General features: G+C 59.0%; 12 protein-coding genes. 6 read left to right on the top strand and 6 right to left on the bottom strand.

All coding sequences use genetic code 11. The features are described 5' to 3' along the window. Positions 1–161 precede the first annotated feature (161 nt). From JTJ32_RS13930 to JTJ32_RS13920, 3 genes are all read left to right on the top strand, one after another. A complete protein-coding gene (locus JTJ32_RS13930) occupies positions 162–950 on the top strand; it encodes a DUF6615 family protein (RefSeq protein WP_210042386.1) in 789 nt (262 codons plus the stop codon). Positions 951–1,506: 556 nt separating this feature from the next. Beyond that, complete coding sequence (locus JTJ32_RS13925; RefSeq protein ID WP_210042385.1) at positions 1,507–2,562, top strand: AAA family ATPase; 1,056 nt, start codon at positions 1,507–1,509, stop codon at positions 2,560–2,562. Beyond that, entirely contained in the window at positions 2,559–3,902 is a 1,344-nt protein-coding gene (locus tag JTJ32_RS13920) for a DUF58 domain-containing protein (protein ID WP_210042384.1), read from the top strand. Before JTJ32_RS13925 ends, JTJ32_RS13920 begins: the two co-directional genes overlap by 4 nt. 24 nt (positions 3,903–3,926) lie before the next feature. Here the strand turns inward: JTJ32_RS13920 and JTJ32_RS13915 are convergent, their stop codons facing one another. After that, complete coding sequence (locus JTJ32_RS13915) at positions 3,927–4,286, bottom strand: PilZ domain-containing protein (protein WP_184321066.1); 360 nt, start codon at positions 4,284–4,286, stop codon at positions 3,927–3,929. Between the two features lie 192 nt (positions 4,287–4,478). Continuing rightward, positions 4,479–4,853, bottom strand: coding sequence for a tetratricopeptide repeat protein (locus JTJ32_RS13910; protein WP_099226237.1), 375 nt, complete (start codon positions 4,851–4,853; stop codon positions 4,479–4,481). A 176-nt stretch (positions 4,854–5,029) separates the two neighbouring features. On the opposite strand from JTJ32_RS13910, the gene pyk reads away from it, so the two are divergent. Continuing rightward, positions 5,030–6,481 (top strand): pyruvate kinase, encoded by a 1,452-nt coding sequence (gene pyk / locus JTJ32_RS13905; RefSeq protein ID WP_099226238.1) that lies wholly within the window; start codon positions 5,030–5,032, stop codon positions 6,479–6,481. A gap of 146 nt (positions 6,482–6,627) precedes the next feature. On the opposite strand, the gene JTJ32_RS13900 is transcribed toward pyk, so the two are convergent. After that, on the bottom strand, positions 6,628–7,566 hold the full coding sequence (locus tag JTJ32_RS13900; protein ID WP_210042383.1) for an iron-sulfur-binding ferredoxin reductase: 939 nt from the start codon (positions 7,564–7,566) through the stop codon (positions 6,628–6,630). Between the two features lie 179 nt (positions 7,567–7,745). On the opposite strand from JTJ32_RS13900, the gene JTJ32_RS13895 reads away from it, so the two are divergent. Then, the gene (locus tag JTJ32_RS13895) at positions 7,746–9,269 is read left to right on the top strand and encodes a fumarate hydratase (protein WP_210042381.1); all 1,524 of its coding nucleotides are present in this window, start codon (positions 7,746–7,748) and stop codon (positions 9,267–9,269) included. Between the two features lie 445 nt (positions 9,270–9,714). Here the strand turns inward: JTJ32_RS13895 and JTJ32_RS13890 are convergent, their stop codons facing one another. Together JTJ32_RS13890 and JTJ32_RS13885 are read right to left on the bottom strand one after the other, a co-directional pair. Beyond that, a complete protein-coding gene (locus JTJ32_RS13890) occupies positions 9,715–11,193 on the bottom strand; it encodes a calcium-binding protein (protein ID WP_210042379.1) in 1,479 nt (492 codons plus the stop codon). A gap of 129 nt (positions 11,194–11,322) precedes the next feature. Continuing rightward, positions 11,323–12,195, bottom strand: coding sequence for a LysR family transcriptional regulator (locus JTJ32_RS13885; RefSeq protein WP_099226242.1), 873 nt, complete (start codon positions 12,193–12,195; stop codon positions 11,323–11,325). Positions 12,196–12,313: 118 nt separating this feature from the next. Between JTJ32_RS13885 and JTJ32_RS13880 the strand changes: the two genes are divergently transcribed. Continuing rightward, on the top strand, positions 12,314–13,411 hold the full coding sequence (locus JTJ32_RS13880) for an oxidoreductase (protein WP_210042378.1): 1,098 nt from the start codon (positions 12,314–12,316) through the stop codon (positions 13,409–13,411). A gap of 317 nt (positions 13,412–13,728) precedes the next feature. Here JTJ32_RS13880 and JTJ32_RS13875 read toward each other — a convergent pair whose 3' ends face one another. Next, positions 13,729–14,706, bottom strand: a complete 978-nt coding sequence (locus tag JTJ32_RS13875) for a LysR family transcriptional regulator (RefSeq protein ID WP_210042377.1) — start codon at positions 14,704–14,706, stop codon at positions 13,729–13,731. Between the last annotated feature and the right edge of the window lie 107 nt (positions 14,707–14,813).

Below are 14,813 nucleotides of genomic sequence, written 5' to 3'. Positions count from 1 at the left end.
GCATGCCCTGACCTCCTGCACTAGGTCGACGTCCTCCTTTTATGGGCTTCGCAGAAGGCCATAAAACTCAGAGGTAGCTGCCATCAATTTCCACGTGCATTCAAGATGCAACGCTTTTGGATGCGGTGAGATTATTCATTAGAATTTTTTGAGACCTCCATATGAATATCTGCAAAGAAAATTACGCTCTCTCAGTCGAGATCCGAAAGTTCATTGAACATGTAGGCGATGCTAAGGAGGAATCCATAACTGACTATTTAGTCTGGAAGTGGAGAGAACTCGACAAGCGTTTCAACTATCTGCGAGTGACGCCTTTCAACCACGACGAGGAGAGTGCAATAACCGGGGCCGACTTCGATCTTGAGCTATGGCTCGTGGGCAAGAGCTTTCAGGTTTCGCTTTCTGTACAAGCTAAGAAATTCATCAAACGCAGCGACTCGTATGTCACACGCTTGAGGTACCCGAAAGGCAGCAAAGCGCAGATGGACAAATTGCTTTCCTATGCTAAGTTCAGAGGCAGCTTACCCTTTTACTTCATTTACACGCTGCCAGAGGTAACAACCATTCCGATGTGCAGCGGCAGAAACGGACTAATACCGCACGCTGAAGACGGCGCTGTTTTCATGGCGGACGCACATGTTATGGAAGATTACGCAAATGGAAAGCATGGGAAACGCATTTCCCGCGACCAGTTGCTAAGTGTCGCAAATCCGTTTCATTGCATGTTTTGCTGCCCACTCGCTGGCTCCAATGCCTATTTCGACCATTATTTCCCGAGCGTCTTGGGCCGGACGCCTAGGCGCGGAGTCGAATTGCCCTCATACGTTCGGCGACTATTGGACTCAACTAAGGACTCTAATCCGCAACATGTTACGTTGGAACCCGCCGAGCGCGAGGGGCTTCGAGCGTTCCGAGTCGTTGGCGTTTATGACATGCGTAATGATTCCTAACTGGTTGCTCAAGCGGACGTCAATAAGGCCGACTGCTGGTTAGCGGACCCAACTCGTTGTGCTTCCACCGATGCGATTCAACTTAGCGCTAGGGCTGTTTGGAATCGAAGCTGATTTCGCGAAAACCTTATGCCTAGTATGCTGGGCATATCGGATATCCCGGCGCCGTTCGCGGTTTAGTACTAGCTTTCTGAATCAGGAGCTGACGATTGGATATCGCCTAAGCCTCAGGTGCGGTCCTGTACGAGGGTGAGATGCGGCTCAATCAATCAGCCTGAGTTCACTCCAGCCATTTTGCGAAACTAAGAAGGCCCGAGCGCCAGAAATCGAAACCGCAGGGAGATTGCGTTAGAAGGCCCCAAGTCTCCAGTAAGGAAGCTTGGCCTAAAGCTTACAAAACGATGAGTTCCAGTACATTTGCGTCGGCCTGACCTTCGGAGCTGCATTTTCGCCTATAGGTCTGAGACCTTCAGCATCCAAAAAATCGTTAGATTAGGTAACTACTTGAATTATGGACGATAAATCAAATGTAACGGTTAGCAAGGCTCCGGAACTTATGAGCGATCAAGCGCCCGAACAGTCAGGCAGCATCGAACCCGTCGTTGCGGCGAGCCCCGAACCCGCCGCCAGCACCGCAGCCAGCACGCAGGCCCAGCAGCGCCAGCGCGCCAGTCATCTGGCGCAGGTTTTGCGCACCGAACTGCGCAAGGCGGTGATTGGCCAGGACGCCGTCATCGATGATGTGCTGACGGCGCTGATAGGCGGCGGTCATGTGCTGCTTGAAGGTGTTCCAGGACTGGGCAAGACGCTGCTGGTACGTGCCTTGGCCAGTTGCCTGGGTTGCGAGTTCGCCCGCATTCAGTTCACCCCCGACCTGATGCCCAGCGACGTGACCGGCCATGCGGTCTACGACCTGCCGACCGAACAGTTCAAGCTGCGCAAAGGTCCGATTTTCACCAATCTGCTGCTGGCCGATGAAATAAACCGCGCGCCGGCCAAGACCCAGGCTGCGCTGCTCGAAGCGATGCAGGAGCGGCAGGTCACGCTGGAAGGCCGCGCATTGCCCATTGCCCAGCCGTTCATGGTGCTGGCCACCCAAAACCCTATCGAACAGGAAGGCACTTACCCACTGCCCGAGGCCGAGCTGGACCGCTTTATGCTCAAGCTGCGCATGGATTACCCGCAGGCGCAGGAGGAGCTGGACATGGTGCGTCAGGTCACGCGCTCGACCCGGGCCGACATGCTCGACGTCCGCCCGCTCAAGGTGATCATGCAGGCCCGCGAAGTCCAGGCGCTGCAACGCATTGCCAGCGATCTGCCGCTGGACGAACAGGTGCTGGATTACGCCGTGCGACTGGCCCGCAGTACGCGCACCTGGCCGGGGCTGAGCCTGGGCGCAGGTCCAAGGGCCTCCATTGCGCTGGTGCGTGGCGGTCGTGCAAGGGCATTGTTGCGCGGCGGCGAGTTCGTCATCCCGGATGACATAAAAGGCTGTGCGCTGGCGGTGCTGCGTCATCGTGTGAGGCTGTCGCCGGAGCTGGACATCGAAGGGCTTTCGGTGGATCAGGTGCTCCGGCAGATCCTCGATCAGGTTCCGGCGCCGCGCCTTTGAAACAGGTATTGAGGCCGTCGACCCTGCTGCTGGGCTGGCTGGGTGTGCTTGCAGGCGCAGCCGTGCTGCTCGGCATACTCCACGCGCTTGGGATCGATTATCCGAAGCAGCTCGACACCCTTTATTGGGGCGCATTGCTGGCGCTTGCGGGCGTGAGCGTTTTCGACGGATTTCGCCTGACACACCAGCCCTCCCCACGCCTGCACCGTCATCTGCCGGGCAGCCTGGCATTGAACCGCTGGAACGAGATAAGACTGGACATCGAACACGCTGGCGGTGCTGTACTGACACTACGCGTCATCGATCACCTGCCCCCCGGAATGGAGTCCGAGGACCTGCCGCAGTCCATCGAAGTGGCTCGACACGCAAAGGCTACGCTTGGCTATCGGATACGGCCCATCAAGCGAGGCCATTTCACCTTTGAACGTTGCGAACTGGCGTTGCGCAGCGGCTTGCGTCTGTGGTCCGCCCGACGTCGCCTCGCACTGCCGGGCAGTACTCGCGTTTACCCGGACTTTGCCCGTCTTTACGACGGTCAACTGCTCGCAGTGGACAACTGGCTCAGCCAGATCGGTGTGCGTCAGTCGCAGCGCCGTGGCCTGGGGCTGGAATTCAACCAACTGCGCGAATTTCGCGAAGGCGACAGCCTGCGGCAGATCGACTGGAAAGCCACGGCCCGCCAGCGCTCACCGATTGCGCGGGAGTACCAGGACGAGCGAGACCAGCAGATCGTGTTCATGCTCGACTGCGGACGACGCATGCGCAGCCAGGACGGCGACCTGTCCCATTTCGATCACGCACTCAATGCCTGCCTGCTGCTCGGTTACGTGGCGTTGCGTCAGGGCGACGCCGTCGGCCTGATGACCTTTGCCGGCGACAAGGATCGCTATCTGTCGCCGGTCAAAGGCCACGGTCAATTGAATCTGTTGCTCAATACCGTCTATGACCTGCAGACCACACAGCGACCCGCCGATTACAGCGCCGCCGCTCGCCATTTGCTGGCCCGACAGAAGCGGCGCTCTCTGGTGGTCGTGATCACCAATCTGCGCGATGAAGACGACGATGAACTGCTGGCGGCGGTCAATCAGCTGGCGCGCAGGCATCGTGTGCTGGTTGCAAGCCTGCGGGAAGAGGTGCTCGACAGCCTGCGTCACGCTCCGGTGCAGACCCACGATGAGGCGCTGAGCTACTGCGGAGCGGTCAGCTTTCTGAACGCGCGTACGACGCTGCACGACCGGATGGTCGCGCATGGCATCAATGTGGTGGACGTACGCCCAGGAGAACTGGGCGCACAATTGGTGACTCGCTATCTTGGCTGGAAGAAAGCGGGAACGCTCTGACCCGCTTTTCCGACTGTTGGCCTGTCAGGCCGAAGCCTCAAGGGGCGGGTAGAAACAGAAATACTGCCGCAGGATATGAACCAACTCGAGATAATCCGTGGATATCTCGAAGAGCTCGAAACCGGAGTCGTAGCAGCCGGGTGTCTCATCTTCATGACACCACAAGCACGTCGCGCTGACGTCAATGGTCTTCATCCCCTCACCACGGGGCATCTTCACACGCAAATCAAACCTGGCACCAACCAGCAGAGGAATACTGCTGATCAGCATCAGCCCCTCTTCCGAGACGTTACCCAGACAACCGAGTGGTCGGTCGGTGTGCCTATTGAAAACCTGAAGATATTCCTGCAATTGGTGTCGTTCGATTTTTCGCTCTTTTAACATGGCAGGCCGCCTTCAGAGACCAGTGAGCATGGTCACGTAGAACTTTGATCCTGCGGCGTTCAACAATGGCAGTGCCGCAGGAACTCCTTAAGACCAGAGCCTTCAGGCTCTTTCATTCCCTTGACAGTCAGCCTAGCGCAAATCTTTCCAACATCCACCCGTAAACGACACCAATCATCCAATCGGGTGTAATTATTTTGAGGCAGGGATCGCTCTCGCGGGCTGGGCCGGCGGGTAGTGACCCAATTGTGCCAGGGTGTCGAGCCGGGCCTTCGCACGGTACGCGTATTCACTGGCCGGATACTGATTCATCAGAAACTGGTAAGTCTGTGCCGCATCGACGTAGAGCTTCTGTCGCTCCAGGCACTGCCCGCGCAACATCGAGACCTCAGGCTGGACATAACGCCGCTCGCGACTCTGACGTTCAACCTTGGATAGGTCGAGCATCACGCGGTCGCAATCGCCTTCCTGATAAGCACGATAGGCATGATCCAGATTGGAGTTCATTGCCCAACGGGTGCAACCGCTGACCGCAGCCAGTAATACAACAATCGTTACAATACGCATGGGACTCTCCTGTTCTCTGCCATTTATCGGCTCGACATCCAATTTCTTCAGGCCGATCGAGCACCGGCCGTCAGCCGATTGCCCTGCCTGCCAGCAGCAAGGTAGTGCAAAGGAACAATGACTAAAGACCCAGACAGGAGTAGCCTCTCGCTGCGCTTCAATTAAGGAGTTTGTGCATGACCGTTCGCCGCACCAAAATCGTCGCCACACTTGGCCCTGCCAGCAACTCGCCGGAAGTCATCGAACAACTGATCCTCTCGGGTCTTGATGTTGCTCGTCTGAACTTCTCCCACGGCACCCCGGATGAGCATAAGGCTCGCGCCAAACTGATCCGTGACATCGCCGCCAGACACGGGCGCTTCGTCGCTCTGCTGGGCGACCTGCAAGGTCCCAAGATCCGTATCGCCAAGTTCACCGACAAGCGGATAGAGCTGAAAGTGGGTGACAAGTTCACCTTCTCCACCGCTCACCCGTTGACCGGTGGCAACCAGCAGATCGTGGGTATCGACTACCCGGATCTGGTCAAGGATTGCGGCGTGGGCGACGAGCTGTTGCTCGACGACGGTCGCGTGGTCATGCGCGTCGACACTCAGACCGCTGACGAACTGCACTGCACCGTCCTGATCGGTGGCCCGCTGTCGGACCACAAAGGCATCAACCGTCGCGGCGGTGGCCTGACAGCGCCTGCGCTGACTGAAAAAGACAAGCAGGACATCAAACTCGCTGCGGAAATGGACCTGGACTATCTGGCCGTTTCTTTCCCGCGCGACGCTGCCGACATGGAATACGCCCGCAAGCTGCGTGACGAATCCGGCGGCACTGCCTGGCTGGTCGCCAAGATCGAACGCGCCGAAGCGGTTGCCAACGACGAAGTGCTCGACGAACTGATCCGCGCCAGTGACGCCGTCATGGTTGCCCGTGGCGACCTGGGTGTGGAAATCGGCGATGCCGAACTGGTCGGCGTTCAGAAACGCATCATTCTGCACGCCCGTCGCCACAACAAAGCGGTGATCGTTGCGACGCAGATGATGGAGTCGATGATCTCCAGCCCCATGCCGACCCGCGCCGAAGTGTCCGACGTGGCCAACGCCGTGCTCGACTACACCGACGCCGTCATGCTGTCGGCTGAAAGTGCGGCAGGCTCCTATCCGATCGAGGCGGTTCAGGCCATGGCGCGCATCTGCGTCGGCGCTGAAAAGCACCCGACCGGCAAGACCTCCAGCCACCGCATCGGCCACTCGTTCACCCGTTGTGACGAAAGCATCGCGCTGGCAGCCATGTACACCGCCAACCACTTCCCCGGCGTGAAAGCGATCATCGCATTGACTGAAAGCGGCTACACCCCGCTGATCATGTCGCGCATTCGCTCTTCGGTACCGATCTATGCGTTCTCACCGCACCGTGGCACTCAGGCCCGCGCGGCGATGTTCCGTGGCGTCTACACCGTACCGTTCGACCCGGCAGCCCTGCCACCAGGTCAGGTCAGTCAGGCAGCCGTTGACGAGCTGCTCAAGCGCGGTCTGGTCGAGCAAGGTGACTGGGTCATCCTGACCAAAGGCGACAGCTACCACACCATCGGTGGCACCAACGGCATGAAGATCCTGCACGTCGGCGATCCATTGGTCTGACGTACAGCGCAACATGCAAAAGCCCCGACTCGCGAGAGCCGGGGCTTTTTCATGGACCTTGAGAGCGGATGCAGAGCGTCCCGAGAGGCGTTACCCCGCTGGACTGGAAGGATCAGGGCACTCAGCCCGTGATGCTCCGCGTCACGTCACTCCCGCCCGACAAACACATCCGCCAGCAACTGATTGCGCGGCAGCCCGGCCAGGTAAAGCCGCTTGGCAAACACCTCGACACTCTCGGGACTGCCGCACACCAGCGCCATGGCATGCCGCGACAGCATGCGCAGCCCGGCCAGCGCGTCTTGAAGCGTTTCTTGAGTGATCAACTGAACCTGCACGTTCGGACACCGGACAGCCAACGCCTGCAACTCGGCCTTCAGATAATGCGCCTGTTCGTCATGCGCCAGATGGATCAACCGAATCGCGCCCTGATGCTCCTGACGCAACGCCTCGCGCAGGATTCCCCACAACGGCCCAAGCCCGGTGCCCGCCGCCAACAGCAGCAAGGGCTTGTCCTGCCAGTCCGGGTCGTAACGCAACGCCCCGCCACGCAGTTCGCCGAGTCTCAGCTCATCGCCGACCTGCAGCTGACGCGCATGGTCACAGAAGGCGCCGGGTTGTCGACAATCCAGATGAAACTCCAGAAAGGTATCTTCACCCGGCAGGCTCGCCAGCGAGTACGGCCGCGCCACGCCCTTCTCGGTCCACAGCACCTGGTGCTGCCCTGCGCGATAACGCAGCGGCTTGCCCGGTTCCAGTCGCAAACGCATCACCGTCGGGCTGAGCCAGTCGCAGCCCTGGACCGTTGCTGGCATACCGTCCAGCAACGGGTCGAACACTTCGACCGTGAGGTCTTGGACCACCTTGCACTGGCACGCCAGACGCCAGCCTTGCTGACGCTTTTCGGCAGGCAACGCCTCAGGCAATGCGTCGAGCGGATCACCCTTCACGCAGCGCACCAGACACGCGTGGCAACTGCCAGCCCGACAACTGTAAGGCACAGACACACCGGCCTGATTCAGGGCATCGAGCAGATTACTGGCTTCGCTGACCGCCCAGCTGCGGTCACCGACGTGCAAATGCGGCATCAAGGCGCCCCGTGCAGAAAATAACGGCGATTGTACAGACTGGCCTGTCGGGCAGGTTATACTGCCGCGCCTTTTTGCGCCCGCTACGGCTACCCTGACAGCTCTGGTTCAAGCCGCAGTCCCCGACTGTCGCCGATAGCGTAATTGAATGTTCCCGTCCTTACAGAGGAGCGCGCCGCATGACCGTGATCAAGCAAGACGACCTGATTCAGAGCGTTGCAGACGCCCTGCAATTCATTTCCTACTACCACCCCGTGGATTTCATCCAGGCCATGCACGAGGCGTATCTGCGTGAAGAATCGCCCGCCGCCCGCGACTCCATCGCCCAGATTCTGATCAACTCGCGCATGTGCGCGACCGGTCATCGCCCTATCTGCCAGGACACCGGCATCGTCACCGTGTTCGTACGTGTCGGCATGGACGTACGCTGGGACGGCGCCACCATGGGCCTGGACGACATGATCAACGAAGGCGTGCGTCGCGCCTACAACCTGCCTGAAAACGTGCTGCGCGCTTCGATCCTGGCCGACCCGGCCGGTGCTCGCAAGAACACCAAGGACAATACCCCTGCGGTCATTCACTACTCCATCGTTCCGGGCAACACCGTGGAAGTGGACGTGGCGGCCAAGGGCGGCGGTTCGGAAAACAAATCGAAGATGGCGATGCTCAACCCGTCCGACTCGATCGTCGACTGGGTGCTGAAAACCGTACCGACCATGGGCGCGGGCTGGTGCCCACCGGGCATGCTTGGCATCGGCATTGGCGGCACCGCCGAGAAGGCAGCGGTCATGGCCAAGGAAGTGTTGATGGAATCCATCGACATTCACGAGCTCAAGGCCCGCGGCCCGCAGAACCGTATCGAAGAGATGCGTCTGGAGCTGTTCGAGAAGGTCAACCAGCTGGGCATCGGCGCTCAGGGTCTGGGCGGTCTGACCACCGTGCTTGACGTCAAGATCATGGACTACCCGACCCACGCCGCCTCGCTGCCGGTGTGCATGATCCCCAACTGCGCCGCCACTCGCCACGCTCACTTCGTGCTCGACGGCACAGGTCCGGCCTCGCTCGAAGCGCCATCGCTGGACGCCTACCCGGAAATCGTCTGGGAAGCCGGCCCATCGGCCCGCCGCGTCAACCTCGACACCCTGACCCCGGAAGAAGTGCAGAGCTGGAAGCCGGGCGAAACCGTCCTGCTCAACGGCAAGATGCTCACCGGCCGCGACGCCGCGCACAAGCGCATGGTCGAGATGCTCAACAAGGGCGAGACTCTGCCGGTCGACCTCAAGGGTCGCTTCATCTACTACGTCGGCCCGGTTGATCCGGTGCGCGAAGAAGTCGTTGGCCCGGCTGGCCCGACCACCGCCACGCGCATGGACAAATTCACCCGTCAGATCCTCGACCAGACCGGCCTGCTGGGCATGATCGGCAAATCCGAGCGCGGCCCGACTGCCATCGAAGCCATTCGTGACCACAAAGCCGTCTACCTGATGGCCGTCGGCGGCGCCGCCTACCTCGTCGCCCAGGCGATCAAGAAATCCAAGATCGTTGCCTTTGCCGAACTGGGCATGGAAGCCATCTACGAGTTCGAGGTCAAGGACATGCCGGTGACCGTTGCCGTCGACAGCAACGGCGAGTCCGTCCACATCACCGGCCCCGCGATCTGGCAGAAGAAGATCAGCGACAGTCTGGCGGTGGAAGTGCAGTAAGTCATACCGTGCACAGCAAGACATGAAAAACCCGGCGAGCGCCGGGTTTTTCATTTCATCTTCAAACGCCCTGTTGGAACGATCTATTTCTTCTCATCAAACCGAACCGACCGAATGATCGAGTCAATCGTGGCAAAGTCTTGGTAGTGGCCCACCGTTTCGAACAGCAACCGAGTGCTCGCGTTATAAACAACTGCCATCAGACAAGTACCGCTTCTGGAATCGAAACGCAGCCAGAGGACGCGCAACAGCCGATGCGAGACTTCAGGCATTACGAGAGTAAGGTGTGTTCAAGCATTCAAAGCGGCGTCTATCAAGGTCTGTAAGGCTGATTTCAGGACATCACGTCCAGTTAAGCGTGATCGCCCTGCTACCAACCTGTACTCACCAACGATCAATACGCTCTTTCCCGCCACCTGATCGTTGCTAAAACAGGGGCTCCAATTCAGCCAAACACATCCAGAGGCTTCGTCGGATCGACCCCGATGATATGAATGGGCGACTCATCCAGGTACAGCCCGTCGAACAGGAAAGGGATGTTCTGATGATTGCCACTGAGCGCCACCTGGAACTGCTGGCCCTTGGCGTTGCTTTCGAAGGAACGCAGGTAAGTACGATCCTGCTCCTCGTTGTATTCAACCTTCAGCGTACCGTTGTAACCATTGCCGTCACGCTCCAAACCTATATCGAGGATATAAAAGGCGTCGCCATCTTCGAAGTCGGTAATCAGGTCTGAATAACTGCCATCTGCCGTCCGGTAACTGTCCTCGACGTTGTAGTAGAGGAAAATATCCCGACCTGCCCCACCACTGATGGTGTCCTTTCCATAACCGCCCACTATCACGTCGTCGCCAGCACCGACGTTGATCCGGTCGTTGCCTTGAAACCCGACCAGTTGATCATCGTAGTCACCGCCATTGAGCGTGTCGTTCCCGGCGGTTCCGACGACATCCAGATTGTCCTGCGTCAGGCTGTTGACCACTTTCTGCCCGGTGGGATTACCGAAGTCGAAGGCATTGCGGTTCAGATCCAAGGTAAGGTCACCGTTGAACAACACTTCGAATCGATTGCCAGCGGCATCGGTTTCCATTGATTTCAGAATCGTCTGAGTGCCAGCGGCATTGAGTTCGACTTTCAAGGTGCCGTTGTAACCGTTACCCAGCCCCGTGAAGTTCAGACCGGCCAGGTCGATGATGTCACCCTGAGCCGCACTGAAATCAGTGATCAGGTCTCGCGTCTGGATGCCTGAAGTAGCGTGAACGCTGTCCGTGATCGCGCTGAAAACAAAATCATCAGCCCCGTCCCCGCCCGTCAATGTGTCGCCACCCGCACCGCCCACCAGACGGTCGTCTCCAGCCAGGCCCGACAGCGTGTCCCTGCCTGCATAGCCCATCAGCGTCTCGGCGCCTGCCAATGTTCCAGAAACCGTGTCAGCCGCCTCGCTGCCGCCGATCAGACGCTGGAAGTTAGCGGCGTTGAAGTCCACAGAATCAAAGAACTCCAGCACAAACGTATTGCCGTCTGCATCGGCCTCGTAGCTTCTCAGGAACGTGTGATCATAATCACCCTCGGTGCTGACCTTGAGCGTGCCGTTTGTGCCGTCACCCAACCCCGTGAAACCCAGCGCAGTGAGATCAAGCCGGTCCCTGTTCGAATTGAAGCCCGAGATCCAGTCGACATTTTCATCGCTGCCAGCAGCACTCAGGTAACTGTCCTTCAGCGAAAGATACCGGAAGACGGCAGTGCCGTTGGCGACCAGATCATCGCGCCCGGCTCCGCCAATAATCACATTGTTGCCACCCCGATCCGGGGCAATGTAGTCATAGCCCGCCCCACCGTAGATGACGTCATTGCCGCCGGAAAAGCTCTCGATAACGTTATCGCCCGCCGTGCCGTACCAGAAAATCTTTCGCTTATCAGCCATGGGAATTGCTCCAGAAAAGTCGTGCCCGTCAGTACCTGACTCTTCTGTGATGGCCCACAAGGAGGTTGGTTCGAAGGCCATCACTGGCCAGCATCCGGCCTTTGCAATCAGCGAGGACCGTCATGCAGGTTAAATCAACGTTGCCTTAAGGCAGTCCAGAAAGACCTGGACGCGGTGCGGAATCTGGTGGCGTGAGGGTAATACGGCGGTGATCACCAACTGCTCCGGCAACACGTCTTCAAGCTCCACGACACACAGTCTGCCTTGTGCGACGTCTTCGCGGACGTCCCAGTAGGTGAGCAGCGCCAGTCCCAGTCCTTGCTGGCAGGCGGTGCGCACGGCCTCGACACTATTGGCCGAAAACATGCCCTCCCCTTTGAACGCCACCGGTTCGCGACCCCGTACAAAGGGCCAGTGCGGCATGCCATGCAGCCCAATGCACCGATGGTGGTGAAGATCGTGAAGGACGCCGGGCAGTCCATGTTCAGCCAAGTAGCCCGGACTTGCGCACAGGACGCGTGGATTGGCGGCCAAGGGACGAGCGACCAGGGTCGAATCGCGCAGCGTCGCAATACGAATCGCCACGTCGATACCGAGCCCCACGATATCGACAATGCTGTCGGAAAGATTCAAATCGATGCGCAGCGCCGGGTGGTCGCTCAGGAGTGTCGGGATCAGGGGCATGATGACGCTTTGTCCGAAGACCGTCGGCGCAGTCACCTTCAAGACGCCACTGACCGACCCTGCGCCTGTCCTCAGCGTTGTTTTGGCGGCCGCGCTGGCGTCGAGCAGCGTATGGGCGAATGGCAGAAATGTCTCGCCCTCCGGTGTCAGCGAAATCGAACGCGTGGTCCGATGCACCAGCCGGACGGACAACGCCTGTTCGAGCGCGGCCAGCCTGCGCGAAATGGCCATGGGTGATACCCCCAAACGGCGTGCGGCGCCGGACAGGCTGCCACTGTCGACAATGACCGCAAAAGCCTCAACGTCCGAGATCTGCATGGTTTATATCCATTTGCGTTAAGGCGCCTTATCGAGTTGGCAGGGTGTTGCGCCGCTGATTGAAGGCCTAATCTACCTCGACCCGCCGTAAAGGCTATCCGAAAAGAGGACAACCCACGTGCTGCCGCCAAAGATTCTAACGCCTTACGATATTGCAGCCTGCTCCTTGAAGAACCGTTTCGCAGTCGCGCCCATGACACGTGTCAGCGCGACGGAACACGGACACGCGACGCCGGAGATGGTCCGCTATTACGAACGCTTTGCCCGCGGCGGCTTTGGACTGGTCATTACCGAAGGCATCTACACCGACCAGCAGCACTCGCAGGGTTACGCGTTCCAGCCCGGCCTTACCGATGACGCACAGGCTCACGCGTGGCGAGCCATCACGGACGGCATTCACCAGCATCAGGGCAAGGTCTTCGCCCAGATCATGCACGCCGGCGCGCTTAGTCAGGGCAACCGTTTTGTCGACACTCCAGCCGCCCCTTCGGCGTTGCGTCCCAAGGGAGAGCAGATGGCGTTCTATCGCGGTGAAGGGCCTTATCAAGTGCCCCGTGCGATGACCGAAAACGACATTGCCGATGCTATCGACGGCTTTGCTCGAGCAGCAGCGCTGGCGGTCAATACGGCGGGCTTTGACGGGATCGAAATCCACGGCGCCAACGGCTACCTGCTCGATCAATTTCTGACTGACTACACCAACCAGCGTAACGATCGCTGGGGCGGCGGCCTGGCGCAGCGGATCAATCTGATCCTGGAAGTGGTCAAGGCCGTGAAGGCTGCGGCAGGAAAAGTGCCGACAGGCGTGCGAATTTCTCAAGGCAAGGTCAATGACTTTGAACACAAGTGGGCTGAACAGGAACGCGCCGCAGAGATGATTTTCGGCTCACTCCGCGAGGCAGGCGTCGACTTTATTCATGTCACCGAACATGACGCCTGCAAGCCTGCGTTTTCCGAAGGGGGCGCCAGCCTGGTTGAACTGGCGCGTCGCTATGCACCCGCGACGACGCTGATCGCCAATGGCGGTCTGCATACACCCGAGCAACTGTCCCGCAGCCTGGACGACGGCGCCGATGTCATCGCAATCGGGAAAGCCGCACTGGCCAATCCCGACCTGCCAAAACGACTGGCCAGCGGAACACCTCTGGCTGATTTCGATGGTTCGCTTCTGGGCCCAATCGCCAACATCAAACAGGTTGAGCTGACAGCGTCCTGATCACGGTGCAGAAGCGGACAGCGATGTCCGCCTCTACCTGAAACGCCGAAAGCGCGCGGTTTGGAGACACGCGATGATCACCGCCAAGGTACGAGTTGATGCTGTCAGGCGCATCCTTGGATCAGCGCTGCAGACCGTGACTGGCCGCTTCTGTTGGCCAACAGCAGCCATTCGTGAACGACTGCGTTCAGCCAAAAGGCGGACGTTCAGCAGCCACCCACCAAACGCATAATGACCCTGCATTCTTGCCATTTTTGATCGGTTTTAACGTAGCGCGGGCCATGAACGCAGCTGCCGCCGAAACCTGCCGCATGCGCTCAACCGTGATGAGTAATCCTGGCAGTTTGAGGGCGAGGTTTGCGTTTTGTCGGCGAATCGTCTGGTGACCATTGCCACACAGGGTCTGACAGATGCTCGGCAAAGAAGTCGGACAATGCCCTGATCTTCGCCGGGCGGCTTCGGGCTGACGGCGTTACAAAATACAGCCCGCCCTTGGCCATGCTCCAGTCTGGTAACAGCACTTCCAGCCTGCCATCGGCGAGGTACTCGCTGGCAATGAATTCCGGCAACTCGGCAATGGCCAGTCCTTCCAGCAGGAAGGGTAACAGCGCATCCGAGTTGGTAACTCGCAGAGGTCCGCTTGGCATGACGTCTTCTTCCGTGCCGTCTTGGTGAGTAAAACGCCAGACTTGGGTACGGGCGCGATAGGCGTAACGCATACAGATGCGATTTGCCAGCTCACGCGGATGGGATGGACGCCCATGGGTTTCGATGTACGCAGGCGAGGCCACCGCAAATTGCGTGACAGCGCAGAGTCGGCGTGCGACCAGTGACGAATCGGGCATGACGGCGATGCGCAGCGCTGCATCGAAACCTTCGGCGATCAGATCGACCGAGGCATCGGACAGGTGCAGGTCAATGGAGAGTTCAGGGTATTGGCGTATCAGTTTGGGCAACAGCGGCGCGACCCAGCGCAAACCGAATGACATCGGCACGGCGAGTCGCACCTGGCCCCGTGGTTGCACCGACAGGTCTTGGGCTTCGCTTTCGACTTCTTCCGCTTGTCGGTAAATCTCACCTGCTTTGGCGGCCATGCTTGACCCGAACTCCGTCAACGCCAATTGACGTGACGTTCGATTGAACAGGCGACCGCCCAAGCGCTCTTCCAGACGGGCGACCGCGCGCGACACCGTCGGCACCGACACACCCATCAGCCTTGCCGCCGCGGCGAACGATCCTTCTTCAGCCACTTTGGCGAACATGGCCAGACCTTCGAAGTCAGGAAAATTGCTCATTTCATTTCTGCAATGATGGCTTGCAGGCAATTCTATTTTGAAAGGACACAGGCGTCGATATGCTTCTTCCACACCGAAGTTCATCTCTCACTTGATGACAACATTCT

Origin of the sequence: Pseudomonas alliivorans, assembly GCF_017826695.1 — a bacterium.
Taxonomy (GTDB): Bacteria; Pseudomonadota; Gammaproteobacteria; order Pseudomonadales; family Pseudomonadaceae; genus Aquipseudomonas; species Aquipseudomonas alliivorans.
The sequence above is the reverse complement of the archived record's forward strand: the minus strand, read 5'-3'. Positions and strand labels throughout refer to the sequence as shown.